General features: G+C 56.2%; 23 protein-coding genes. 11 read left to right on the top strand and 12 right to left on the bottom strand.

Annotated elements, in window-relative coordinates; translation table 11 throughout:
• Nucleotides 1–128 precede the first annotated feature (128 nt).
• The 3 genes from TH25_RS13840 (at nt 129) to TH25_RS13830 (ending at nt 1804) form a co-directional block, all read left to right on the top strand.
• The gene (locus TH25_RS13840) at nt 129–518 is read left to right on the top strand and encodes a FliO/MopB family protein (protein WP_114089011.1); all 390 of its coding nucleotides are present in this window, start codon (nt 129–131) and stop codon (nt 516–518) included.
• 110 nt (nt 519–628) lie between these two features.
• Nucleotides 629–1381 carry a flagellar type III secretion system pore protein FliP gene (gene fliP, locus TH25_RS13835; RefSeq protein ID WP_114089086.1) on the top strand — a complete coding sequence of 251 codons (753 nt, stop codon included), beginning with the start codon at nt 629–631 and terminating at the stop codon, nt 1379–1381.
• A gap of 87 nt (nt 1382–1468) precedes the next feature.
• Nucleotides 1469–1804: a hypothetical protein gene (locus TH25_RS13830; protein ID WP_147253022.1), complete on the top strand. Its 336-nt coding sequence runs from the start codon at nt 1469–1471 to the stop codon at nt 1802–1804.
• Between the two features lie 130 nt (nt 1805–1934).
• Here TH25_RS13830 and TH25_RS13825 read toward each other — a convergent pair whose 3' ends face one another.
• From TH25_RS13825 to TH25_RS13780, 10 genes are all read right to left on the bottom strand, one after another.
• On the bottom strand, nt 1935–3221 hold the full coding sequence (locus TH25_RS13825) for a tetratricopeptide repeat protein (protein ID WP_114089009.1): 1287 nt from the start codon (nt 3219–3221) through the stop codon (nt 1935–1937).
• Between the two features lie 307 nt (nt 3222–3528).
• Nucleotides 3529–7302 carry a tetratricopeptide repeat protein gene (locus tag TH25_RS24930; protein ID WP_181847614.1) on the bottom strand — a complete coding sequence of 1258 codons (3774 nt, stop codon included), beginning with the start codon at nt 7300–7302 and terminating at the stop codon, nt 3529–3531.
• 2 nt (nt 7303–7304) lie between these two features.
• The gene (locus TH25_RS13815; RefSeq protein ID WP_258549153.1) at nt 7305–8027 is read right to left on the bottom strand and encodes an OmpA/MotB family protein; all 723 of its coding nucleotides are present in this window, start codon (nt 8025–8027) and stop codon (nt 7305–7307) included.
• Nucleotides 8024–8881: a hypothetical protein gene (locus tag TH25_RS13810; protein WP_181847612.1), complete on the bottom strand. Its 858-nt coding sequence runs from the start codon at nt 8879–8881 to the stop codon at nt 8024–8026. Before TH25_RS13810 ends, TH25_RS13815 begins: the two co-directional genes overlap by 4 nt.
• A gap of 26 nt (nt 8882–8907) precedes the next feature.
• Nucleotides 8908–9570, bottom strand: coding sequence for a protein phosphatase CheZ (locus TH25_RS13805; RefSeq protein ID WP_114089008.1), 663 nt, complete (start codon nt 9568–9570; stop codon nt 8908–8910).
• A gap of 24 nt (nt 9571–9594) precedes the next feature.
• Nucleotides 9595–9981, bottom strand: coding sequence for a response regulator (locus TH25_RS13800; RefSeq protein ID WP_085580778.1), 387 nt, complete (start codon nt 9979–9981; stop codon nt 9595–9597).
• A 243-nt stretch (nt 9982–10224) separates the two neighbouring features.
• A complete protein-coding gene (locus tag TH25_RS13795; protein ID WP_114089007.1) occupies nt 10225–10959 on the bottom strand; it encodes a MotE family protein in 735 nt (244 codons plus the stop codon).
• Between the two features lie 247 nt (nt 10960–11206).
• Nucleotides 11207–11869: a DUF6468 domain-containing protein gene (locus TH25_RS13790; protein WP_114089006.1), complete on the bottom strand. Its 663-nt coding sequence runs from the start codon at nt 11867–11869 to the stop codon at nt 11207–11209.
• The gene (fliM, locus tag TH25_RS13785; protein ID WP_114089005.1) at nt 11869–12993 is read right to left on the bottom strand and encodes a flagellar motor switch protein FliM; all 1125 of its coding nucleotides are present in this window, start codon (nt 12991–12993) and stop codon (nt 11869–11871) included. Before fliM ends, TH25_RS13790 begins: the two co-directional genes overlap by 1 nt.
• 46 nt (nt 12994–13039) lie before the next feature.
• Complete coding sequence (locus TH25_RS13780; RefSeq protein ID WP_114089004.1) at nt 13040–13579, bottom strand: flagellar basal body-associated FliL family protein; 540 nt, start codon at nt 13577–13579, stop codon at nt 13040–13042.
• A gap of 447 nt (nt 13580–14026) precedes the next feature.
• Here TH25_RS13780 and flgF point away from each other — a divergent pair, with 447 nt between their 5' ends.
• From flgF to flgH, 4 genes are all read left to right on the top strand, one after another.
• A complete protein-coding gene (gene flgF, locus TH25_RS13770) occupies nt 14027–14767 on the top strand; it encodes a flagellar basal-body rod protein FlgF (RefSeq protein WP_114089084.1) in 741 nt (246 codons plus the stop codon).
• Nucleotides 14768–14849: 82 nt separating this feature from the next.
• Nucleotides 14850–15635 carry a flagellar basal-body rod protein FlgG gene (flgG, locus tag TH25_RS13765; protein ID WP_114089002.1) on the top strand — a complete coding sequence of 262 codons (786 nt, stop codon included), beginning with the start codon at nt 14850–14852 and terminating at the stop codon, nt 15633–15635.
• Nucleotides 15636–15744: 109 nt separating this feature from the next.
• Nucleotides 15745–16701 (top strand): flagellar basal body P-ring formation chaperone FlgA, encoded by a 957-nt coding sequence (flgA, locus tag TH25_RS13760; protein ID WP_114089001.1) that lies wholly within the window; start codon nt 15745–15747, stop codon nt 16699–16701.
• 149 nt (nt 16702–16850) lie between these two features.
• Nucleotides 16851–17648 carry a flagellar basal body L-ring protein FlgH gene (gene flgH / locus TH25_RS13755; protein ID WP_114089000.1) on the top strand — a complete coding sequence of 266 codons (798 nt, stop codon included), beginning with the start codon at nt 16851–16853 and terminating at the stop codon, nt 17646–17648.
• Between the two features lie 312 nt (nt 17649–17960).
• Here flgH and dksA read toward each other — a convergent pair whose 3' ends face one another.
• Nucleotides 17961–18377: an RNA polymerase-binding protein DksA gene (gene dksA / locus TH25_RS13745; protein ID WP_073953569.1), complete on the bottom strand. Its 417-nt coding sequence runs from the start codon at nt 18375–18377 to the stop codon at nt 17961–17963.
• Nucleotides 18378–18525: 148 nt separating this feature from the next.
• Nucleotides 18526–18972 carry a flagellar assembly protein FliX gene (locus tag TH25_RS13740; protein WP_114088998.1) on the bottom strand — a complete coding sequence of 149 codons (447 nt, stop codon included), beginning with the start codon at nt 18970–18972 and terminating at the stop codon, nt 18526–18528.
• Nucleotides 18973–19332: 360 nt separating this feature from the next.
• Here TH25_RS13740 and TH25_RS13730 point away from each other — a divergent pair, with 360 nt between their 5' ends.
• From TH25_RS13730 to flgK, 4 genes are read left to right on the top strand one after another with little or no spacing between them, the layout of a single operon-like run.
• Entirely contained in the window at nt 19333–20475 is a 1143-nt protein-coding gene (locus TH25_RS13730; protein ID WP_114088996.1) for a flagellar basal body P-ring protein FlgI, read from the top strand.
• Nucleotides 20475–20822: a rod-binding protein gene (locus tag TH25_RS13725; protein WP_114088995.1), complete on the top strand. Its 348-nt coding sequence runs from the start codon at nt 20475–20477 to the stop codon at nt 20820–20822. The genes TH25_RS13730 and TH25_RS13725 overlap by 1 nt, the downstream gene beginning before the upstream one ends.
• Before the next feature lie 4 nt (nt 20823–20826).
• Nucleotides 20827–21288: a hypothetical protein gene (locus TH25_RS13720; protein WP_114088994.1), complete on the top strand. Its 462-nt coding sequence runs from the start codon at nt 20827–20829 to the stop codon at nt 21286–21288.
• A 17-nt stretch (nt 21289–21305) separates the two neighbouring features.
• A complete protein-coding gene (gene flgK / locus TH25_RS13715; RefSeq protein ID WP_114088993.1) occupies nt 21306–23762 on the top strand; it encodes a flagellar hook-associated protein FlgK in 2457 nt (818 codons plus the stop codon).
• Nucleotides 23763–23780: the final 18 nt, after the last annotated feature.

Below are 23780 nucleotides of genomic sequence, written 5' to 3'. Positions count from 1 at the left end.
CAAAGATGTAACCTGCCCCAATCGGGGTTGATGCTTGCACCCTTGCCATCTGTGGGATAATCCACAAGGATGACAGGTGCCGTCGTGCGGGACCGCCCGTTTCAAACACAGGGGACAATCAGCCAGCGATGGATATGGGGTCGTATTTCCGGTTTGTTGCCGCACTGGTCTTTGTACTGGGCATGATTGGCGTGATTGCGCTTTTGGCGCGCCGCCTGGTGCCCGGGGCCCGCACGGTCAATCGCGGCAAAAAACGCCGCCTCGCCCTGATCGAGGTATTGCCGCTGGATGCCAAAAGGCGGCTTGTGCTGGTCCGGCGCGATGATACCGAACATCTGATCGTGCTTTCGCCCAATGGCGATGTGGTGGTGGAACGCAATATCGGCACCACGTTCGAGCAGCTTCTGGGCGACAAGCCCACCGCTGAAAGCGCCGAAAACACGGCCGACAGCCTGGCCGAAAGCGCCCCCGATACCGAACCCCGGACGGCCCGCAATGACCGGAATGTGATGTCATGATGTTTTTTCGCCCCACCGCGCAACACAAAAACGCGCAAGCCCGGATCCCGCGCGCGCCCCAAACCGGCGATGCAGACCATGAGGACGAGACGCCAAAACGCGGCAAAAAAATGCGGGTTTTGAAAATTGCCGCACTCTGGTCGCTGCTGCCCCTGATGGCGGTGCTGGTGGGCGGCGATGTGGCCCATGCACAGTCCTTTAATCTGGACCTTGGCGATGGTCCCGGCGTGACCTCGACAGGCCGGATGATCCAGTTGATCGGGCTGATTACGGTCCTTAGTCTGGCACCTGCCATTCTGGTGATGGTGACATCCTTTACCCGCATCATTGTGGTTCTGGGCCTGTTGCGGACCGCCCTAGGCATTCAGCAATCCCCGCCCAACCAGGTCATGGTCAGCCTGGCACTGTTTTTGACCCTGTTCATCATGATGCCGACAATGGAACGGTCCTGGGATGAGGGGCTTCAACCCATGATCAATGGCGATATTGACGAATTTGAAGGCATGAACCGCGCCATCAAACCGGTACATGATTTCATGATGACCCAGGTTCGCGACCGCGACCTGGAACTTTTCGTCAATATGGCAAAAGTGACCGTCAGCAACCCGGATGATATCCCGCTGCGCGCCCTGATCCCGGCTTTCATGATCAGCGAATTGCGCCGCGCCTTTGAAATCGGCTTTTTGCTGTTCATTCCGTTCCTGATCATCGACATGGTGGTGGCGAGTATCCTGATGTCGATGGGCATGATGATGCTGCCCCCCGTCGTGATCTCGCTGCCCTTCAAACTGATCTTTTTCGTGCTGGTGGATGGCTGGTATCTTATTTCCGGGTCGCTGGTGCAAAGTTTTGGCGGCGGTTAGGGTCCGTGCTGTCAGGCCCGCGTTCAGAAAAACACGCAGGAGAAATAAGCCATCTCTGATATTTCGATCGAATTTTCAGACCGGTTTATGATGATGTGGGCGTTAACCGCGTTCCCGGGCATTGCCCTGGCGATTCCGGTTTTGATATTTGTCCTGGCGAATCTGCTGCTTCGCAAACCGCTTTGTCCGCCGAAGACCACAGCATTGATCGCCGTAATATTGGGTATCGTGGATTTTCACGCATTCCAAATCATGTTCTTTTCCCCCTCACTGGCGCAGTGGACCATTCCAGACAATGAAGATCGGCTATCAAGTGTTGTCTATATGCGCCTTGCTATCGAGGTGGTGTTATCGCTGCTACTCTATTATGGCGCGCATTTTCTTTATCGCCGGTCAAACAAACGCTCAGACGATGCGTCCTGAAACATCGCTCATCCCCGTTAAACGTCATGGCATGAACATGAAAATGCCCCTGCACGGCATTACCGGCAGAGGCACATAGATTGGATAGATTTTTCATAACGACAAAAATCAGCCGGGCTGCGAGCCACCATCAATTTATGGTGCGTAACCCAACCTGGGCGCGGCGCGGGACCGGATCTTTGGCAAAAAGCTGGTCGGCACGCTGGATTTCATCCTTGCTCATGCGGGCACGGACGGCCTCGAATTCGCGATAGGCATGGGTATTCACCGCCGGTGCCGCCATTTTTAGCCAGTAATAGGCCTGGATATTATCCTGATCCACGCCATTACCGATGGCATAAAGACGCCCCAACGCCGACTGACCATTGGCCGACCCCTTGCGGGCGGCACGTTCATACCAGCTTGCAGCGCGTTTCATATCAACAGGCACACCAAGGCCATGTTCATACATCACGCCGATCAGGTGATAACCGCCAGGATGGCTGAGCTCGGCCAAATCCATCGCCAGATCCAGCGCCTTGCTGTAATCGGGTTCGCGATGTTTGACGCCAAAAATAAGAATTTGCGTCATCTGATATTTGGCTGAAACATCACCCTGGTCACAGGCCATCTTGAGCATTTGCCAGCCACGGTTAAACAGTTTCAGTTCCGGGCTGTGGCAGAAATACATGGCAAGATTGGCCTGGGCGTAGGCATCACCCTCGCTGGCGGCAAGTTCAAACCAGCTGATCGAGGCATCAATATCACGTTCCGCGCCCAGGCCCACACCAAAGGCATAGCCAAGGGCGGATGCCGCCTCGACACTGCCAGCGCGCGCCGCACGCAAATTGAATTCAAAGGATTTGGCCGGGTCGCGCTTGACACCGCGCCCTTCAAGATAGAGATAGGCCAGAACACTGGCCGCCGCGACATCGTTTTTGTCACAGGCCGCCTGAAGAAGCTCGACAGCCTTGCTGTCATCCTGCTCCACACCCCAGCCATTCAAATAGCAGACACCAAGATTATAGGTCGCAACCGGAGAACCGCGATCAGCCGCATCACGGAACCAGTCAGCCGCCATATCGGGGTTTTCGGGCACACCAAGGCCCTTGGCATACAGATAGCCAAGATTGTTGGCCGATGTGCCTTCGCCGGTTTCAGCCTCTTCACGGAACCAGTAGGCCGCCTCGCGGTACCATTGCTGCCCTTCGCCGGAATCCCGGCTGACACCAATGCCCTTGCTGCGCATGAAACCATAACAGACAGCGGCAAATGCCCGGCTTTGGCGGTGGATCTGGTCAAGAATGCGGCGGGTGGCGGATTCATCACGCGGCATCCCGATGCCACGGAAATTTTTCAGGGCAAGATTCAACTGGGCAAAGATGTCATGTTCAACATCCTGCTCGTCGTAATAAACCATTTTAAGTGCGCGATCCATCTGCCCCTAGTCCTCACACACCAGAAGTTACCCGAAAAAAGAATAGACAAATATTTGCAAAGCGCAACTGACTATTCTTACGCATAATACGTCTGGGTAGCTTCGCGCTGAAAAAACACAACCCTTAGTATCAGGCCTGACGGCGATCCCGACCGAAACACGGCATTTTTACTGTGTATCACCCCGGAATCATTTATCCAACGAGACCTGTCATCATCGACCTTATACATGACAATCACGTTACCCGGCTGTGACGACCGACACAGCGAAGCATATTTTATCTGCCGCACAAGCCCCAAAAGCGTGTCTAATTGATGGCACTCAACTGGGTTTTTTCCAGTTGATCACGGTAATTGTCGAGGAATCCCTTGAAATCCTCCACTTCCTTGATCTCGTTACCGATGGAGCGATAATCGATCAGGCCCCGTGTGGGCGAAGAAGTGATCAGATCAAACCCCTTGGCATAAGGTCCCTGTGCCATCAGCCCGCCATAGCGGCGCTTGACCATATCAAGTTCACGTTCGCGCCCGGCCATTGCCAGGTTAATTGCCCAGTTCAACACATATTGCGCACGCTGATCGCTAAAGCCATCGACGATATTGGCCGGATCACTGCCAACCAGACGCTGGAAACTGTCCGCCATTGCGCCATAGTTTTTCTGTTTTCGGTAATATTCAATGCGCAAAAATTCGGCCTCTTTCGACATGTCATCGGCCAGAAGTTTCATCGCCTCCTCACCCTGATCCGTATCAAGCAGGGCGCGGGCGCGCAAATGCAGGCGCTGGCGGACCAGATCATCGCCAAGTTCCGGGCTGTCGCTGGAATCAAGAACCTCAAGGGCCTGTTTCGGTTTGTTATCCAGCAGATAAACCAGCGCCAGGCGCGCCGCCACCCGGGCCTTTTCGTGGCCGGTCAGGCGGAAATCAATCTGATGGCGCAACAGATCCTCCGCCCGGCCAAACAGTTCGACACTGACCATGCGATCGGCCAGACGACGGATCAACTCGTCGCCCTTTTCGCCCGCCGGGGTCAGTTCGCGAAATTCATCATAGAGCGCAACCGCCTTGATCGCCGAGATATTGTTGATCTCGTCACCGAGATACAAATCCTCGAACGTTTTGTGCATTTTCTCGGTTATGGCCGGTGTTACCGGACTGTCGGGGAAGAAAATGGCTGCCTGGCGCAGGGTTTTCAAACCGTCACGGTAATGTTTGGCCTCGATTTGCAAATTGCCCAACCGGCGCAACACCGCCAGTTCAAAATCATCGCCGCGCCAGGCAAAGCGCAGCTTGTCGAGCTGGTCAATCGCATCATCAATTGTCAGCCGCTTTAATTTCAACAGCAGTTCGGTGCGGTCAAAAATCGCGTGGGCACGCGCCTTGCGGTTATCGCCATTGGCGACTTTGTCCCAGGTGGCAATTGCTTCGTCAAACTGCCCGGCTTCCTGTTCAAACAGCCCTTTCAGATATTCCACATCCAGGATCTTGTTTGTCGGTGCTTCCGGCGTTTGCAGAATTTTTTGAATGACCTCCATCCCCGCCTTGGGATTGCGCACCAAAAGCGCCTGCTCGGCCGCGATCGGCCCCAAACGCATCAACAGTTCCGGCGGATATTTATCCAGCAGATGAATGGAATCCATCAAATCGCGTGCGCCTTCATTGGGGCGGCCGCGGGCGGCATTATTCACTGCCCGCCACAGTTTTACTTCCGTCAAATCACCAAAACGCGGGTCATTCAAAAGGCGGTCGGCTTCTTCATATTGCCCGTTCAGGAACTTGGCCGCCCCCTTTAAGGCACGAAATTCCGATTTCTGACCAATCAGCGGATCGTCATGTTCCATCATTTCGATCATGGCATTGGCCTCGGGCCCCAGGCCATTGGCGACATAATAGCGGGCCATATCAAGCCGGGCCTTGTTGCGATGTTCATCCCCACTATTGACCACTTCGCGCAACAGGGCGGGCAACGCCTGGTTATAACGATCCAGCCCGCCCCGGCGCCAGGTATCGAGGTCAAAAATACGGCCTGCATCGGCATCATCGCCGGTACGTGCGCGCACCCCGGTTGCCGATGCCAGCAACCTCGCCCCTTCAGGCGAAATATTCAGCCCGTCATCGGCCGTGACCACGACCGCTTCACTGCGCGTGGACGGGGCGGATGGATCATTGATTTGCCCGGTATTTTCCGCCCCGGTGCGGTGCGAAACCTTGACCCGGTTATTGACCGGGGCCACCACCACCCCCTGAAAAGACGGCAAAACATCAAATTCGGGGTAATGCAGGGCACTTTCAATGCCATAGCCTGGCTGGGTTGTCGGAACAACCCGCAGCATATCGCCGACTTCAGGGTCCTGAACCGTCATGGTGTCACGCACCCCGGTCAGTGGAACGGCCAGGCGCGCCTTGGTATCGTTATCAAGCTCGATGGTGGGGCCAAGCCGTTCGACCGGTTGCAACTGCCCGGCTTCCATCGTCACGACCCAGCCGCCCGTATCATCCTGGCGGGTTATCAAACCTACCCCGTCCGGAATGGTCATGCGCACCAGCGTACCTTGCGGGTTATCAAGCTGTTCGATCACGCCAATCACCTGGTTGGCTTCACGGCGCACCCGGCTTAGATCCAGTTCGGCGCGGGTATCAAAGGCCAGCCACAAAAACCCGGCCCGGTTCCAAATCGCCGCGCCGGTCGGTCGGCCAAAAGGAAAGGTCAATTCCAGCTTTGCCGCATCCTGCGTCACCCCGACCACAATTTTGCCGATACTTTCCACCGCAGGGGCCTGGCCTTCCTGATCACCATTGGCGGCCGAGGCCCCCTGTTGCGCGGTACGGCTTGCGGGCGGCCCCAGTTTTCGAGGGCCGCTTGTGGTACCATTTGTGGCATTTTCCGCCGGTTTTGCTGGTGTCGCACCAGATGATGCCCCGGCAGGCGGCGCGTTGGGCGGCGTAATGGGCTGCGAAACGGCATTATTCGCCGCAGATGATGCCTGGCGTGATGAAGACGGGCTTTCATCCCCCTGGGGAGAACCATTTACCCCCATGATATCAACCACGACTTTGGTGCCCGAGCGGAAATGCCGCAGGCTGCGTGCCGGGTCGGTGGCGATTTGCACCGAAAGCGGTGTTGTGCCGGTTTGACTCAGGGTCACACCCCGTGGCAGGCGGCGCGATGTTGCCACATCATCAATTTTTGCCGGGCTATCGAACACGATACTACTTTGCCCGTCCGGTCCCGACACCGTGTAATTGACGTTTTTCGGCCAGTCAAACACCAGGCGGTAAAAAGTCGGATGCCGCCCGACACGAATTTCCAGCGCCGGCACATTCTGCCCGCTGGCATCCGTTGTGGCGGCTCCCGTCGGGGTGGGCGTACCATTTGCCGGTGATGGTGCAGGTGATACCGGTTGAGAGGACGATTGTGACGGTTGCGCAGATGACGGTGCGGTTGAGGGTGCGCCATTCGGACGCGAAGGCGGCGTCGGTTGGGATGGTTTACTTGCCGGAGGTGGCAAATTGCCACCCGGTGTTCCCGCCCCACTACCCGATGGCGCCGCGCGCGGATTGGCACCCGGATTAGTCGGCGCATTATTTGCCCCTGTCGCTGATTGTTCGGACGGGGACGAAGACGGGGATGAAGACGGCGACGGGGACGGCGCAGGTTCGGCAGCGGGTTGCGGGGCCGGTTCCGGTTCCTTTTTGTCAAGAATGTCGAGCACCACATTATTGCCGACATTAAAAGACCGCACGTCAAAATCATCGCGCAAAACAAAGGCGACGGTGCGGCCATCAGGATCGAAAAAGGCGTCGGAGACATAATCGCTGATCGGATCAACAACACCGCTTAGCGAGGCCACAAAGGGCTGGTTAAACCGGACCACAAGCTGATTGCCGATGATTTCGGCGCTGTAGTCGGTTTTACGGTCCCACTGAATGACAATCCGCCCGTAACCATCATGATTGCCGGAACGGATAATCACCGGGCTGGCAGACTGGGCATAGGCAACCGGCACCGTTTGCGTTGCGACCACCATACCGGCAGTCGCGACGGCAACAGCCAGCAACAGTCGCTTAAACCCAAATCGCATCCCTATGAACCTCCGACACCACTCCCGCCGTGGGGTTCAATGACAATGTCTACACGACGCGCCATTTCATAGCGCCTGGTTTGATCATCGGTCCGCGGCAGGTCGTCGTATCTTGATGCCGCAAATCCGTAAATATTTATGTAATCCAGATAACCGGAACTTTTTAATTCATTTGCGACTTCGGCGGCACGGGCAAGGGACAGTTCCCAATTCGAGGGATAACGCCCCTCCCCGCTGACCGGGCGGGGGTCGGTATGGCCCTGAACCCCGACACGGTTGCCAATATTGGCCAATACACCGCCTAACAAAAACAGGGCCTGGCGGGCGGGTTGTGCCAGCTTTTCACTGCCCGGCACAAACATCACATCGCCCGGCAGGGAAATCACCAGCTTGTCGGCGGAATGTTTCAGGCGCGCATGTTGCAGGATCGGGTCCTTGCGAATGGCCCCTTCGATCACCGAGCTTAAATAATCAAGGTTCATCGCCGGTTTGCGATAGACCCGGGGAATATTCATTTGTGATGTCGGTTCGTCGGTCGGCTCGACCGGGTCGGGCCGAATGGATTGCGACAGGCTGTCCACCACCTCGTCCCAGCGGTCCACTTTCACACTCGACATCGCAAAGAGCATGACAAAAAAGGTCAGCAGCAGCGAGATCAGGTCGGCCAGGCTCAACATCCAGACCGGCGGCCCTTTCGGCTCTTCCTTTTTGGGTTCGTCCATCATCCGCCGGCACCTCCGGCTGTGGCCGGCGCAGATGCCGGGCTGCCGGACGCATCAGGCGCCACACCAGGCGAGGCCATTGGCAGGGGAATTGTCACAGACGCACCACCAACATTGTTTTTGGGCAAGGCAGGCAGCGGAACGGTCATTTGCATGGCGCGTTTGGCCTGTGCCGCACGTTCGGCAGCCGCCTTTGCCTCGGCGGTTTGATCCCAGAAAAACCGGAAAGTGACCACAAACGGATCGGCGCTGGGGTCAATGCCCACATCTATGGTGCGGGCAGGCGCACCAGCGGCAATCACGGCACGCGCAAACGCCCCGGCACGGGCAATTTCAAGGCTGCCCTCGACCGGCACGGTACCATGTTTGCCCAAATTGCTGCCCAGCATCATTTCCATTTCATATTGTGCCCCGCCGCGCGTATTGGCAAGGGCAGCCGCCAGATTGGCGATAAAACCGCGCTGGCGTTCGCGAAGGGTGTCTTTTCCCGGTTCAAAAAGCTGGTCGGTGTGCATCATCACCTCCAGCAGCTTGCCCGGCTGAAGCACTTCAACCCGCGCAATATTTAACGGAGACTTGAACAGTTCACCAAGTTTTTGCTGGGTTTCCTCGGCGGCAATGCGCGGGCCATCCACCGATGTCACCGTATCAAGGCTGGTGGTTGGCGGCAGAATGGAGGCAAAGGCGGAAGACAGACTTTGCTGCACCTTCCGGGCCTTGACCTCTTCATAAGTCGAGATGGTATTTAACAGGATGAAAAAAGCCAGCAGCAGAAGATACAGCGACAAAAACAACGATGTGGTACCACCGCTTGAGTCACTTGCGCGTTGTGGGGCATCATCTTCTGCTTCTGCCATACCCGTTCATCATTTCGCCCAAAGGGTCAATTAAACATCGCGTCGATATCGGCCTGCGACACACCCTTGCCTTCAAGCTGCGGACCATTGAGCAGGGCGTCATCGCCCTTGCGCTCGTCCTTGGCCTTGCGTGGATGGGCCTCGGCATAGCGGGCAATTTCCGCACCAAATGCGGTCACAAGCCCTTCGACCCGTTCTTCAATCGCCTTGAGCGCCTTGATCACCTTGGTTGTGCGCTGCCCGGTAATATCCTGGAAATTACAGGCTTCATACACCCGCATGGTGGCGTTCGTTACAACTTCAGCCTGCTCGGGTGGCAGGGAGGCGGCAAATTCCTCTAGCGAATCCATCGCATCGAGAATTTCATGGGTTGCCCCGGCGGTGGCATCGACAATGGCATCAAGCTCGTCGGTGGCATTGGGGATATATTCCGCCTTGATGTCATCGGGACGCAGCGAGGCAATTTCCGATTTCATCTTGCGGATGATGTTGGAAAGCTCGTCAAGCTCACCAAACAGGCGTTTTTCATCCTGGCTGGTGGTTTTAGCGTCAGCCGGAAGGTATTTCGCCAGGCTTTCAACAAGCCCGGAAACCTCCTCGATCTTGAGGTCGCCTTTTTCGAGACGCTTTTTGAGCTGCGTTAGCAGATCACGTAACTGTCTATCATCCACGGCGGTATCACGGGACAAAATGCCCCGTGCCCCTTTTCTGACTTAGAAATCACCAAGAACCGTGGTCAGCTTACCCTTGAGGGTTTCGGCGTTGAACGGTTTGACGATGTAATTCGATACACCGGCCTTTTTCGCCATGACAACGTTTTCGGTCTTGGCTTCGGCTGTGATCATGATGAAGGGAAGATCCTTCAGTTTTGCATCGGCGCGCACTTCCTTGAGCAACTGAAGACCGGTCATCGGCTCCATGTTCCAGTCCGAAATAACCAGACTGAACGGTTTCTCGCGCAGTTTACGCAGCGCCATGCTGCCGTCGGTTGCCTCTTCGATATTGGTGAAGTTCAACTGACGCAAAAGATTACGGATGATACGCAACATGGTTTTGTAATCATCGACAATCAGAATTGGCATATTGGGATCGACGGACATTTACCACTCCATGATGCTGTCAATCTGGAAAACCCAGCTTCGGTAAGGAACATTATATTTGTGATTTACCTATTTAATTAAGGTTAATCAAGGCTTTTCACTTTGTTAGATTGGGCGTTATCGTTCCTGGAATCAAGAACCTTCCCCCAAACAGGATGCCTGTTTTTCACTTTTTTCCTGTTTCCAAAGGGTAAAAAAGAAACAGACGGGTAAAAAGCGGACACCGGAACACGCAACACCATCTTACTGATTTGTCACAGGCAGGGTGCTCAAATCGCGTTTATAGGCCAGCTCGGTTGTCAGGGCGCGCGCGCGATCGGGCGACATTTCCGCCAGCACGGCCGCCGTGTTGGCTTCGCGCATTCCCTGGGCCACCTGGAGCAGAATATTCATATCCAGATCATTCCAGATCCGGGCCGCATCCTTCGGTTTCATTTTTTCATAAACCGAAATCAGCTTTTTAATCCGGTCTTCGTCTTTCTTGTCTTTCTTTTCCACCAGTTGCGAAATTGAATCCTGCAACCGCTTCATTTCGGCAATTTTACTGTCAATCCGGGCTTCGGCAGCGGTAATCAGGCTTTCGCGCTGATCCAGGCGCTGTTCGCGCCGGTCCAGTTCCGCCCGGCGCGCCGACAGATTTTGCAAAAGATCAATTTCTTCCTGGGTAAACAGGGTGGGATCACCGCCAAAACCGGGCGGGGCCTCCGGGGTTTCCGTGCCAGTCTCACCGGCAGGGGGTTCCTCGTTGCTGGCGGCTGCCGCATCCTCTTCACCGACCGGGGTATCAAGGCCCGGCTGGCCGGCATTTGCTGGCGCATCGCCAGAATTGTCCTGGGCACGCGCGGCCTGCACCATGCTGACAGCAGCTTCTTTCACATCCCCGCCATCACGCCAGATCGAAACCACATCCGCAACCTTGACGGACAACACGATCCCCGAGACCAAAATCAGCAAGGGCAAAATACGCAAAGAAGACATTCAATCACTCACCCGACAGTATTGCATGCACCACAACCACGACAAATGGCACGGTCCGACAACCACGTTTCCACACTGCCCGCAAAAAGACAGCCCCATCCCATTAGACATGGGTCACAACAGGCACCGGAACAAGCCCAAAGGACCAAACGAGCCCGGCAAATATGGTATGGCAGTATCCCAAGTCCCCACCCGGTTCCCCAAAACAACATCCGGCAAATGCCGGATCTGCCCGCATGGCCCCGTCTTATCGGACAGAGCGCAAGGCCGCGAGCAATTCACGCTCCGCTTCAGAACGGCCGGCATCTTCGTCGGCATCATCATCATCAAGAATATTGGCCCGGCGATCCTCGCGCGATGGCGGTGTCCCCCCGCGTTCATCACTGCCGGTATTGCGGCCATTTCCACTATCATAAGCATTGCGGCCGCTTTTCATTTCGGTATCGCGCACCAAGCGGGCGGCAAGTTCCTCAGCCCGGGTTTCAATACCGACGCGGTCATCACGGTCATCGGGCGCGGTCTTTGCGCCGGACGTTGACGCATTGCCACTATAACCGGCTTCCGGTGCGACCGATCCCTTGCGGGCGGCATTGGCACTGCTGGCCGCCTTTTCCAGGCGATTGGCAATGGCATCGCCCCGGTCCACCATAAAGGAAAGATCTTCATGCAGGCCACTGGCCCGCTCGATATCCTCGCGCAACGCATCCCCGCTTTGCGAGGCCATATCCTTCAAAGACTGAATCAGGATTTCGGCCCGTTCGGTCGCGGCATGAAATGCCGAGAGGAACTGCTCCATTTCTTCGCGATTGCGGCGAAAGGCAGCAAGCCTGCGATTAAGCATCAGCGCATAGATGATTGTCGCTACCAACAGAACAATCATCAGGAGATCGAGATAAAACTCGAAATCCATCAGCTGGTTTCCTCCTTGTTCTTGCGCGCCCGTTCACGTACCTGAATGGCGATACGGTCCCCTTTGCGCCCCATCAGGCCCCGAAACAGCGCCACATCGCCACACCGGACTTCCACCGGCGATGTCGGCCCGGTATTAAGCAACATCCGGTTGCCCACCTCCAGATTGATCACATCCCCCAATGACATGACCTGCTCGTCCAAAACGGCGAGCAAATTAACATGCGTCTGCCACAACTCGTTGGCAAGGTGGTTTTCCCAGATCGAGTCCCGACCAAATTTTTCCCCCATGAACATCTGGAGCAGCAATTCACGCACCGGCTCCAGGGTGGCATAGGGGATCAAAAGCTCCAGCCGCCCGCCGCGATCTTCCATATCAATGCGCAATTTGGCGACAATGGCGGCGTTGGCATGGCGGGCAATGGTGGCAAAGCGCGGGTTGGTTTCCAGGCGTTCAAAGCGGAAATTAACCGGGCTTAACGGGTCAAACGCGGCAGAAAGGTCGCCCAGAACCACATGGATCATGCGTTCAACCAGGTTGCGTTCAATTGTCGTATAGGGGCGGCCTTCAATCCGCATGGCCGCCGTGCCGCGACGCCCCCCCAGCAACACGTCCACGATCGAATAGATCAAGGCGGAATCAACGGTTAACAGGCCATAGTTATCCCATTCCTCGGCCTTGAAAACACCCAGCATGGCGGGCAAGGGAATGGAATTGAGATAATCGCCAAAACGCAGCGACAGGATATTATCAAGCGAGACTTCGACGTTGTCCGAGGTAAAGTTACGCAACGAGGTGGACATCATGCGCACGAGGCGGTCAAAGACCACTTCGAGCATCGGCAGACGTTCATAGGCCACCATCGAGGAATTGATGATCGCCTGAATACCGGACTGGTCGCCCGAGCCACTGCCATCGTCAAAACCCAGCAGGCTGTCGATTTCATCCTGGTTGAGCACGCGCGCCGAACCGGGGCCGACAAGGTCTTCTTCCTCGCCGCCATCGTCGCCAAGCATGGATTCCCATTCGGCGGCCATATCATCGCCGCCGTCTCCATCCTCGCCACCGCCTGCCATGGCTTCCCATTCGGCGGCAAGTGCATCATCATCGTCTTCATCGGCCATTGGCGCTTATCCCAGGCTCTCTTGGCACATCAACCGGTACGAAACCCTATTGTACCAGCATTTCCTTAAATAGGACGTCGTTAATTTTCGCGGGCTTTGCCGCCGCACTGACCCGGATCAGCAATTCTTCGCGCAGGCGGAACATGCCCTCGGACCCGGCAAGATCTTCCGGGCGCAATTCGCGCAGATAAACCTGAAAATTATCCACAATGCGCGGCATCATCTGTTCAACTTCCGGCACCATCTTCTGATCGGCCACTTCAAGGCTGACCCGAATTTTAAGGTAGCTCTGCTTGCCTGCCCCGGCATTCAGATTGACCAGAATTTCCGGCAAATCAACAAACCCGACATTTTCGGGCACGCCCGGTGCCTGTTCAATCGAATTGTCCGATGCCGTTTCTTCGGTGGTCTGGCTGCTGCCACCTGTTACCATATCAATCACCGGCTGCAAAAGACCGGTAAAATAGGCCGCCGCCGCCCCGCCAATTAACAGCAGAACCAGCAGGATGATCACAATCAGCAGCTTTTTACTGCCGCGCTTGCCACCACCTTCTTCGCCTTCAACTTCATCGACGTCGTCACCCATCAGCCCGTCCTGCCTGCATCACACAGCCCAACCCTGTCTGGCCGGTTTCGTCAAGAAAGCACCAGCCTGACAGAAATACCCCGGCAACCTTAAAATTCCGTTGCCTATCATAAAGGCTGCGTTGCCAATCGACAACACCTGCCCGACCCTTGTGATGCCAGCTTTTCCATACTGTTAAACATAGCGGCATCAAACGTCCCTTTAACATTTGGGATCAAAATGGCGCAATACCAGTAATTTACCTGCAAAGCGGCAAAAAGGTTGCCAAAACCGGGGCACACCCCGCCACCGCCCGGGCGTTTCTTGCCGCCCCAAAGCAAAGGAAAAGGCCCGGCATTTTTTACCACATCATATTTTTTGTTTAATTTTCAGATATTTATAATTTCTGGCACGGCATTCGCATTCAAACTGGCAGAAAATTTTGCCTGTAACCGGGATAAGAGCCAGATGGAAAATACATCCTATATTGCCCTGTCGCGCCAGCGTGTTCTGCGCAGCAAGATGGACACCATCACGCAGAACCTGGCGAATATGGATACCACGGGCTACAAACAGCAGAACATGATGTTCACTGACTGGATGGCCGCCAACAAGGATGCGCCGTTTCGCGGTGAACGGAAAATTGCGCTGGTCCAGGATATTGGCCAATATCGCGACACGACGGTGGGCAATATCGAGCGCACCGAACGGGATTTTGACGTCGCCCTGACCAAACCCGACATGTATTTTTCAATCGATACGCCAAATGGCGTGCGCTATACGCGCAATGGCAACTTTTCGCTGGATCCTGGCGGGCAGCTTGTCTCGTCCGAAGGATACCCGGTCTTGAGCGACGCCGGACAGCCGCTGTTTTTCGGCCAGGCCGATACAAGGGTGACAATTGCCGGGGATGGCACGGTGTCCACCGATGTCGGCCAGATCGGCAAGCTGGCGGTATCAACCTTTGACAATGCCCAACAGCTCAAACCCGAAGGATCATCGCTTTACAATACCGACCAGCAGCCCCAGGAAGTTGAAAATCCCGGTGTGATCCAGGGATCGCTTGAGAAATCCAACGTCAATCCCATCAAGGCGATGGTGGATATGATCGATGTTTTGCGCACCTATCAGTCCGTCACCCGCACCATTGAAAATGAAAACCAGCGTCAGCGCGACATGATCAATAAACTTGGCGATGTCCGCGCCTAACTGACCTGCCTGATTTGCCCTGTCTCAGGCAGGGTTATACGACTTAAAGACGGCGCATTTTGCGCGACATGAGGAGACAAAAATGCGGTCACTCGATATTGGAGCCCTGGGCATGATGGCACAATCCACCAACGTGGATGTGACATCGAACAACATCGCCAATATGACCACCACCGGCTATAAACGCCAGCGCGCCGAGTTTCAGGACCTGCTGTATCAGGATTTGCGCCGGGCCGGTTCGCCGTCATCAGATACCGGCACCATTGTGCCGGTGGGCGTACAGGTGGGCATGGGGGTTAAAACCGCTGCCATTGGCCGCTATATGGGCCAGGGCAGTGCGACCCTGACGGAAAACGAGCTTGATGTTGCCTTGCAGGGCCGGGGATTTTTCCAGGTGGATCTGCCCAGCGGCGAAACCGCCTATACCCGGGATGGTACGTTCAAACTTGATGGCAATGGACAGATCGTGACCAAGGACGGATATGCGATCCAGCCCGGTATTACCGTGCCCAACAATGCCAAATCGATTACCATTAACGGGTCGGGCGAGGTTTTTGCCGAAATTGACGGCCAGGTTGCCCCGCAAAATCTGGGACAAATCCAGCTTGCCACCTTCATCAACCCGGCGGGGATGAACGCGCTGGGCGATAACCTGTTTCTTGAAACCGATGCTTCGGGTACGCCCACCACGGGCACGGCGGGTTCCGTTGGCTTTGGCAAGCTTTTGCAGGGCTATCTGGAATCCTCGAACGTCAATGTGGTTCAGGAAATCACCAATCTGATCAAGGCCCAGCGCGCCTACGAGATGAATTCCAAATCCATTTCAACCACCGACGAAATGCTCGGCGCTGTCAGCAATCTCCGGTAATTCCAGTCTCTAGGATGCCATCATGCCACCCGCCAAAAACGGGCGTAGTTTGTGCAATCGTGCGATTTGATTTACCGGTCATTGGTGTTTTGGTGATAACATCGCAGGCATGATGACACGAAACATTCTTGCCGCCCTCATGATGGTTTTGTCGCTTCTGCTGCCGGGTTATGGCCAGGCACAGGATGCGGATATTTTTTTGCGCCCCCAGGCCCGTGTCGAGGGGGCCTATGTGACACTGGGCGATATTTTTAGCGGCCTGACACCCGAGCAGGAAAAAACTGCCGTGGCCCACGCCCCGCAACCGGGCCAGCAGGCCGTTTTGGATTATCGCTGGCTGGCAGGAATTGCCCAGCGATACAAGGTCAGTTGGCGCCCGCGCACCACGGCAGACCAGATCATCGTCACCCGCGACAGCCAGACCATCGGCATTGACGAAATTTCCAACAGCATTCATGCCGCCTTGGAAGATTACGGCATATCGGGGCATTTCTCGGTTGATCTGGGCGGGGATTCATTTCGTATTCATCTGCCCGTCGATGTGCCTGCCCAGCTTGAAGTGACCGGCCTGAATGTCAATCGTCGCACCGGGCGCTTTGTTGCCGATGTGACCACCGGGCGCGGCACCAGCGCCCAACGCACCTATCGCATGAATGGACGTTATTTTCACATCGAGGAAGTCCCCGTTCTGGTTGATGCCGTCCGGCGTGGCGACATCATCCGCGCCGACCAGGTGGAAATGCGCGAATTTCGCGCCGACCGCCTGCAAGCCAGCGTGGTGCGCGACCCGAGCGATGTGATTGGCAAGGAAGTCCGTCGCAGCATTGGCCCGGGCGACCCGCTGCTCAACCGCGATTTCACCGCACCAATTTTGGTCAAACGCGGGGCAATTGTCACGATCCGGCTGGAAACACCCAATATGTCGTTAACCGCGCGGGGCAAATCACTTGAAAACGGGTCGCTGGGCGATGTCATCCGGGTGGTAAATTTGCAAAGCAACAAAACCATCCAGGTGGAAGTCACGGCCGAAAATGATGTACGTGCCATCCCGGCCATGAGCCAGTAAAACACCAGTAAAACAATAGTGTCGCGCGCATAAAGGCGCTATCGCGCAGCGCGACAAATGACCCGGCCCGGCAAGCATTGCCGTGTCCTCCTTTCCATAACTGGCACGCCGGTTGCTAGTTATCAGGGTGCGGAACCCAGGAGGATAAAATGACCGACTTCATATCACAGCATACAGCGCCGCCGCGGCGCATTGGCCGCTTTTCAAAAATGGCGGTGACTGTTTCCCTTATTTGTGCGACAGCCCTGCTTTCGGGCTGCAATACCATGCGCCGCCTCTCGGAAGTGGGCGAGCCGCCGAAACTTTCGGGTATTAACAACCCCACGCAATCGCCCGGCTATCGCCCGGTCAGTATGCCCATGCCCGCCCCGCAAGTGGCGGAAAACAACCCCAATTCACTATGGCGCACCGGTGCCCGGTCCTTTTTCAAGGATCAGCGCGCCAGCCAGGTTGGCGATATTCTGACCGTCAGCATCGCGATTGATGACAAGGCCCAATTGGCCAATACCACCGCGCGCACCCGGAAAAACACCGAAGATATGGGGGTTCCCTCGTTATTGGGGCTGGAAAGCCAGATCACCAAGGTTCTGCCCGAAACGGTGAACCCGGCCAACCTTTTCAACATCAACAGCAACACATCGAATTCAGGCGGCGGCACACTGGACCGTACCGAAACCATCGACCTCAAGGTCGCCGCGATCATTGTGCAGATTTTGCCCAACGGCAACTATGTCATTCATGGCCGTCAGGAAATTCGCGTCAATTCGGAAGTGCGCGAGGTTCAGGTGGCCGGGGTGATCCGGGCTGCCGACATTACGTCCACCAACACGGTTTCCTATGACAAAATTGCCGAAGCCCGGATTTCCTATGGCGGGCGCGGCACGATTTCTGATGTCCAGCAACCCCGATATGGCAGCGAGATCATGGATATTCTTCTGCCGTTCTGATCCGTCTTTGTCAGACATCAACAGGCTTCGGGGTTCCGCACGGGCACTGTCGCCCGCCCCGAATACCGGCCGGTACCCTGGTACCGGCCGGTTTTTCTTTGGCGCAAAAAACTTTGGGAAAACCGGCATCCCGATGTCGGCACGGACCATGCGGCGCAATCAGGAACGTATAAAAAAGGGACCGGCCCATTTTGGGCCGATCCCGTTTTGGGGTATCCCCGTCAATGCGTTTCTCCCACAAGAAACATGTCTTATGCGGCCACGGTATTGGTTTTAAGTTCCCGTTTTTGCCGTATTCTTGACCACAAGACCTTAGTCGTCGCGGCGGGTTCGCTCCATCCGTTCATGACGTTCCTGGGCTTCAATGCTCAGGGTCGCAATCGGACGGGCTTCCAAACGTTTCAGGCTGATCGGTTCGTCAGTTTCTTCGCAGTAACCATAGGATCCGTCTTCAATACGGCGCAAAGCGGCGTCAATCTTGGAAATCAGCTTGCGCGCACGATCGCGCGTCCGCAATTCAAGTGCCCGCTCGGTCTCCGCAGAAGCGCGGTCAGTAAGATCGGGTTCTTGCAATCCTCCGTCCTGAAGATTTGCCAGTGTTTCTGAAGATTCGTGCAAAAGTTCTGCCCGCCAGGCCAACAGCTTCTGACGGAAATACTCCCGCTGACGCGGGTTCATAAACTCTTCGTCCTCGGCGGGACGATAGTCAGGTGGTAACGTGATAGTCATGTATGCCCTCTATACAGGACTCACCGATCGCGCGGGAATATAGAGGTAGCGGCCTATGGGTGCAAGCTGATTGAACAATTTCGCCAAATTAATCGGGAAAACCAGAAAAAATCAATGAAAGTCAGTTACATAAGCCGTTTTCCCACACCTAACGCAAACCGGCAACATCCAGCTTTGCCAATTCAACCCGGGCGCGCAGCTCAATCTCGTCAAGAACCTCGGACAGGGCCGGATCTTCAACGTCCTCGCGCTGTTTTCCCACCACATCAACCAGTTGCGCCAATTGCGAGGCCGGAAGCCCACCGCCCAGCAGGGCATTGCGCACGCGCTCAAGCTGATCAAGCAGGGTTTTGGCCCGGGCAACAGAACGTTTGCGCGGGGAATCCAGCGCATCACCGCTTTGTTGCAACGCCAGCAACGCATCAAGCGCACTTACAGAGGACGGGGCATGAAGCCCGCCAGCCCCGGCCGCGCGCTCCGCACCCTGCCCGCTGGCCCGCATGGCATTTGCAAATCCGTCACCAGAACCGCCGGTACCGGTGGTTTTGCGTGTCGTTGCCCCCGATGTGGTGCCTTTTGATCCGCTTACCTTCATGATGCTTACTGCCTTGCTATGCGTCCTGCGCCAATCCATATGCCAACAAGGGGTGCGGGCCCATGTTTGATGACATTCCCTATCTGGCGTCAAATCGGGAATTTGTCGAGTCTTCCCCAAACAGGCCGCCGGAGCAACCGGAAAAAAATGCCGGGTTCGCGTCAAGCCCGGCCTTCCCGGGCCATTTCACAGCGGTAAAGACCTGCTTTTGTTGGGAAAAGGCAAAAACATCATCGCGCAGCCGGGGCAAATGCTCGATTGGCACGATTTTCGCTTATTTTCTGACACGGACATCCGGTTGCGGATGCCCCCCGGTTAACCGGCGATTTTCATCGCCCCAGACACAGCGGAACACCAACCATGATCAAGCGTCTTGGCAAATGTGCATTTCAGGCAGCGATTATCGCGGCACTGGGCATTTTCGCCCTGGCCCCGCTTTCAGGCGCGCAAGCACAGTCTCGCATCAAGGACATTGCCGATTTTGAAGGCGTGCGTGACAACATGCTGGTGGGGTATGGTCTGGTTGTGGGTTTGAATGGCACGGGTGACGACCTGAAAGACGCGGAATTCACCCGCCAGAGCATGGTTGCCATGCTCGAACGCCTGGGCATTAACGTGCGCGACCAGCTTGAAAACATTGATAGCGACAATGTTGCCGCGGTGATGGTGACAAGCACCCTGCCGCCCTTTTCCCGGCAGGGCTCCAAGATTGACGTTAATATCAGCGCGATTGGTACCGCCGAAAGCCTTCAGGGCGGCACCCTTCTGGTGACCCCGCTGGTGGGTGCGGATGGCGAGGTTTATGCCGTGGCCCAGGGCCCGGTTGCCGTTGGCGGCTTTAGCGCCCAGGGCAACGCACAAACCGTGGTCAAGGGCGTACCGACCGCCGCGCGCATCGCCAATGGAGCGATTATCGAACGCGAAATCGATTTTAACCTGAATGCGATGAACAATATGTCGATCGTGCTGCGCAACCCGGATTTCACCACGGCACGCCGCATTTCCAACGCGATCAATGCCTATCTGGGCGAGGTTGCCGCCCGCCCCAGCGACCCGGGCACTGTCCGCCTGAGCGTGCCGGATCGCTACCAGAAAAATGTCGTGGCGCTTTTGACCGATATTGAACAGTTGCGTGTTGAACCCGACCAGATTGCCAAGGTGGTGATTGATGAATCCACCGGCACCATCGTGATGGGCGAGAATGTACGCATTAACCGCGTCGCCATTGCCCAGGGCAATCTGACAATCCGGGTGACGGAAACCCCGCAGGTCTCGCAACCCTCGCCCTTCTCTCAAGGCGGCACCACCACCACAGTTCCGCGTACCGATGTGCAGGTCGATGAAGGGGCCGACAAGAAGCTGGGCATTCTTGATACCGGTGTCACACTTCAGGAACTGGTCAGTGGCCTCAACAGCCTGGGCGTTGGCCCGCGTGACATGATTACCATTTTGCAGGCCATCAAGGCATCCGGTGCCCTGCAAGCCGAAATCGAGGTGATGTAATGATGATTGATGGTTCAAGCGCCCTGATGGCGCAGGCTCAGATCAGTGCCCAATCGGGCAGGGCATCCTCCATCGCCTCGGAAGTCAGCGCGCTTGGCGCGGGCAAAACCAAAACTGTCGAGGCCGCCCGCGAAGCCGGTAAAAAATTTGAAAGCATGTTTCTCTCGCAGATGCTGGGCCACATGTTTGCCGGCATTCAGACCGACCCCAACTTTGGCGGCGGTCACGGCGAGACAATGTTTCGCTCCATGATGGTGGACCAATACGCACAGAAAATGACCAGCGCCGGTGGCCTAGGAATTGCAGATGCTGTGACACGCGAAATCCTCAAGACGCAGGGAGCCTGATATCATGACAACCGAAGAAATGGTTATTGAGCTGAAAAGCGTCACTTACGACCTGATTTCGCTGCTCGAGCGCGAAACAGAAGGCATGCGCACCCTGGAAACGGCAGAATATGACCGGTTCGTATCGGAAAAATCTGCCCTGTCGATGCAGTATGAACAACTGACCCAGCAATTGCGCAGCCGGGCGGACGAGCTGAAAGCCCTGCCCGAGGCGGAAAAAGACGAATTGCGGGAATTGCAGGCATTGTTTCAAAACGCGGCCAAACGCAACATGCGCGCGCTGAAAGCCGCCGAACTGACCAACCAGCGCATGATCGACACCCTAGTCAAGGCTGTCAAAAGTCATGCGAACGAACAGGTCACGACCTATAACCGTGGCGGTTATGTCAACAGCCCGGCCGGGCGCGGCTATACGGCCGGGAAAGGCCGCGGCACCCTGTCGATCAGCCTGAACGAAACGTTTTAAGGCCCGGGGGAAAAACCATGTCACTGACACAGGCCCTTAATTCTGCCATCACCGGATTGAACACCGCGCAATCGCGGATCGCGATCACGTCATCGAACATCTCCAACGTCAACACCCCTGGCTATTCGCGCAAATATGCCGGCCAGGAGTCCCTGACCCTGAATGGTCAGGGGGCGGGGGTGACGGTTGGCGCCATTACCCGCAATGTAAATGCCGGTCTGCAAGCCGAACTGCGGGGCGAACTGGGCAAAGCCGGAAATGCCGAAGTACGTGACGAATTTTTTCAGCGCGTCCAGGTGCTGTTTGGCACGCCACAGTCAAACTCGGCCATCAGCCAGCGCATCGGCGACCTTTCGGACGCCTTTGAACAGATGAACAGCTCGCCAGAGCAGAACTCGCCCAAAGTGCAGGTGCTGGCCGCCGCAACGCAGCTTGTCGATTCCTTTGGCAAACTGTCCGACCAGATCCAGAATCTGCGCAGCAACGCCGATGACCGGATCACCCAGGAGGTCAACCAGGCCAACGAACTGTTAAGCCAGATCGCCAAGCTTAACACCGATATTGTGCGACTGGGCAATATTGACCAGCCCACCACCGAATTGCGTGACCAGCGTGACCAGAAGGTCAATGCGCTCTCCAAGATCATCAACACGTCGACCTATACCCGTGATGATGGCTCGATGGTGATCTTTACGGCCAACGGGTCGCGCCCGCTGCTGGACCGCAGCCCGGTAACACTGAATTTCTCCCCCACCGCCGGTTACGAACCGGGCTCCAGCGGGTCGGGCATTACGCTTGACGGTGTCAACATTACCGACGAAATCAAGACCGGCACCCTGCGGGGCCTGATCGACATGCGCGACCAGGATCTGCCGCAACTTGCCGACCAGATTAACGAGCTGGCGATCCAGTTGCGCGATGCCATCAATGAAGAACACAATAAAGGCACGGCCTTTCCGCCGCCGACCAACCTGACCGGATCGCGCCAGGTTGAGGGAACCGACCTTTTCTCGGGCACCGGCACCTTTCGGGTCGCAGCCCTTAATTCGGCGGGCGACATTGTCAGCTATGCAGATATCGACCTGTCCACCCTGCCCAGCCCGACCACGGTCAATGATCTGGTTTCGGCCATTAATTCATCGGGCGTTTCGGGTGATTTGCAGGCCCGCATTGCCGATGGCCGCCTGGTGGTTGAAGGCCAAAATGGCAACCGTGTTGCCATCAATGAACTCGATAGCTCCGTAAAACTCAGTGACGAGGACAGCCAGGGCCTGTCACATTATTTTGGCCTGAATGACCTGTTCACCACGGCAAAAAATTCCCGCACCATCACATCAGCACCTCAGTCCGATGCCACCAGCGCGCTGGGCGTTTCGGGCACGCTGACCTTTGCCGCAGGAACATCAAGCATCCTCTCGCCCTCGGTTTCCATCACCTATGGCAATTCCGACAACCTGACCACCATTCAGAACAAGCTGCGCGCACAACTGACCGGCAGCCTTGGCCTGACGGCCGATCAGGCCGAAAACATGGTCTATATCGCCACCGATGGTGATCGCTCCCGCCTGGTATTTGCCAATGACGCCAATATGCAGGTCACGGATAGCGGAAATCTGTCGAGCAAACTCGGCCTGACCGAAGATCAGCCGAATATGGCCGGCAGCCTGACGGTATCGCACGACATTCTCAACGATCCCGCACGTCTGTCGCGCGGAACGCTCAATGCCGATGTTTACGAATCAAAAACAGGTTCTGGCGGTGTTGTGATTGCCGATCCGGCCGCTGCGATCCCGGGGCTTGGCACCCCGGCAACCCCGCCCGCCCCGGCAGGCACAAATTATACCCTCAACATTGTGGGCAAATTTGGCACCGTGCCCATTTCCTATAATGGCAGCACCGATACGCTGAACTCGATTGCCGCACGCATCAATGCCGATTCGACCCTGACCGATAACAACATCAATGCCGAGGTTTATTTTGATGGCGCGGCGGGCACCTATAAACTGCGCGTACAGGATGCCGATGGCGACTCGATGTATATTACCGATAATTTTGCCTCCATGCCTGCCGCCGGGGCAACGCAGCAAAGCCTTGTCGACACGCTGGGCCTGGGGATACCTTATGGCATTCGCGAGGGGGATAATTCATCGGCGGCAAACCTTGCGGGATCGCTGGCGCGTGACGACATCCAGTTTGATGCGGCAGGCGGCCTGTCGCCGGAAAAAACCTCGCTGATCGACTATGCCGCAAGCATCATCAGCACCGCCTCGACAAAGGCGGCCACCGCCGCCGACCAAAACGAATTCCAGAATTCGGTCGCCACCGACCTTGATACCCGGATCCAGAATGAAGCCGGGGTCAACCTTGACGAGGAAATGTCGGACCTTATCATCTTTCAGCGGGCCTATTCGGCCTCGGCCAAAGTGATATCGACGGTCGATGAATTGTTTGATGCCTTGCTCAGGGCGGTATAAGATACCGCACGCAAAGGA

Origin of the sequence: Thalassospira profundimaris, from assembly GCF_003326755.1 — a bacterium.
Taxonomy (GTDB): Bacteria; Pseudomonadota; Alphaproteobacteria; order Rhodospirillales; family Thalassospiraceae; genus Thalassospira; species Thalassospira profundimaris_B.
Note: the sequence above shows the minus strand (reverse complement) of the source record. Positions and strands in the feature narration are given on the sequence as shown.

Coding starts and splice junctions, on each gene's coding strand:
- TH25_RS13810 (WP_181847612.1), bottom strand. CDS start 8,881: ATGGCAGAAGCAGAAGATGATGCCCCACAACGCGCAAGTGACTCAAGC.
- TH25_RS13815 (WP_258549153.1), bottom strand. CDS start 8,027: ATGATGGACGAACCCAAAAAGGAAGAGCCGAAAGGGCCGCCGGTCTGG.
- TH25_RS13720 (WP_114088994.1), top strand. CDS start 20,827: ATGACAACCGAAGAAATGGTTATTGAGCTGAAAAGCGTCACTTACGAC.
- TH25_RS13800 (WP_085580778.1), bottom strand. CDS start 9,981: ATGTCCGTCGATCCCAATATGCCAATTCTGATTGTCGATGATTACAAA.
- flgH (WP_114089000.1), top strand. CDS start 16,851: ATGACCGACTTCATATCACAGCATACAGCGCCGCCGCGGCGCATTGGC.
- flgK (WP_114088993.1), top strand. CDS start 21,306: ATGTCACTGACACAGGCCCTTAATTCTGCCATCACCGGATTGAACACC.
- TH25_RS13830 (WP_147253022.1), top strand. CDS start 1,469: ATGATGATGTGGGCGTTAACCGCGTTCCCGGGCATTGCCCTGGCGATT.
- TH25_RS13780 (WP_114089004.1), bottom strand. CDS start 13,579: ATGGGTGACGACGTCGATGAAGTTGAAGGCGAAGAAGGTGGTGGCAAG.
- TH25_RS13795 (WP_114089007.1), bottom strand. CDS start 10,959: ATGTCTTCTTTGCGTATTTTGCCCTTGCTGATTTTGGTCTCGGGGATC.
- flgA (WP_114089001.1), top strand. CDS start 15,745: ATGATGACACGAAACATTCTTGCCGCCCTCATGATGGTTTTGTCGCTT.
- TH25_RS13740 (WP_114088998.1), bottom strand. CDS start 18,972: ATGAAGGTAAGCGGATCAAAAGGCACCACATCGGGGGCAACGACACGC.
- TH25_RS13730 (WP_114088996.1), top strand. CDS start 19,333: ATGATCAAGCGTCTTGGCAAATGTGCATTTCAGGCAGCGATTATCGCG.
- flgG (WP_114089002.1), top strand. CDS start 14,850: ATGCGGTCACTCGATATTGGAGCCCTGGGCATGATGGCACAATCCACC.
- dksA (WP_073953569.1), bottom strand. CDS start 18,377: ATGACTATCACGTTACCACCTGACTATCGTCCCGCCGAGGACGAAGAG.
- TH25_RS13725 (WP_114088995.1), top strand. CDS start 20,475: ATGATGATTGATGGTTCAAGCGCCCTGATGGCGCAGGCTCAGATCAGT.
- fliP (WP_114089086.1), top strand. CDS start 629: ATGCGGGTTTTGAAAATTGCCGCACTCTGGTCGCTGCTGCCCCTGATG.
- TH25_RS13825 (WP_114089009.1), bottom strand. CDS start 3,221: ATGGATCGCGCACTTAAAATGGTTTATTACGACGAGCAGGATGTTGAA.
- fliM (WP_114089005.1), bottom strand. CDS start 12,993: ATGGCCGATGAAGACGATGATGATGCACTTGCCGCCGAATGGGAAGCC.
- TH25_RS24930 (WP_181847614.1), bottom strand. CDS start 7,302: ATGCGATTTGGGTTTAAGCGACTGTTGCTGGCTGTTGCCGTCGCGACT.
- flgF (WP_114089084.1), top strand. CDS start 14,027: ATGGAAAATACATCCTATATTGCCCTGTCGCGCCAGCGTGTTCTGCGC.
- TH25_RS13790 (WP_114089006.1), bottom strand. CDS start 11,869: ATGGATTTCGAGTTTTATCTCGATCTCCTGATGATTGTTCTGTTGGTA.
- TH25_RS13840 (WP_114089011.1), top strand. CDS start 129: ATGGATATGGGGTCGTATTTCCGGTTTGTTGCCGCACTGGTCTTTGTA.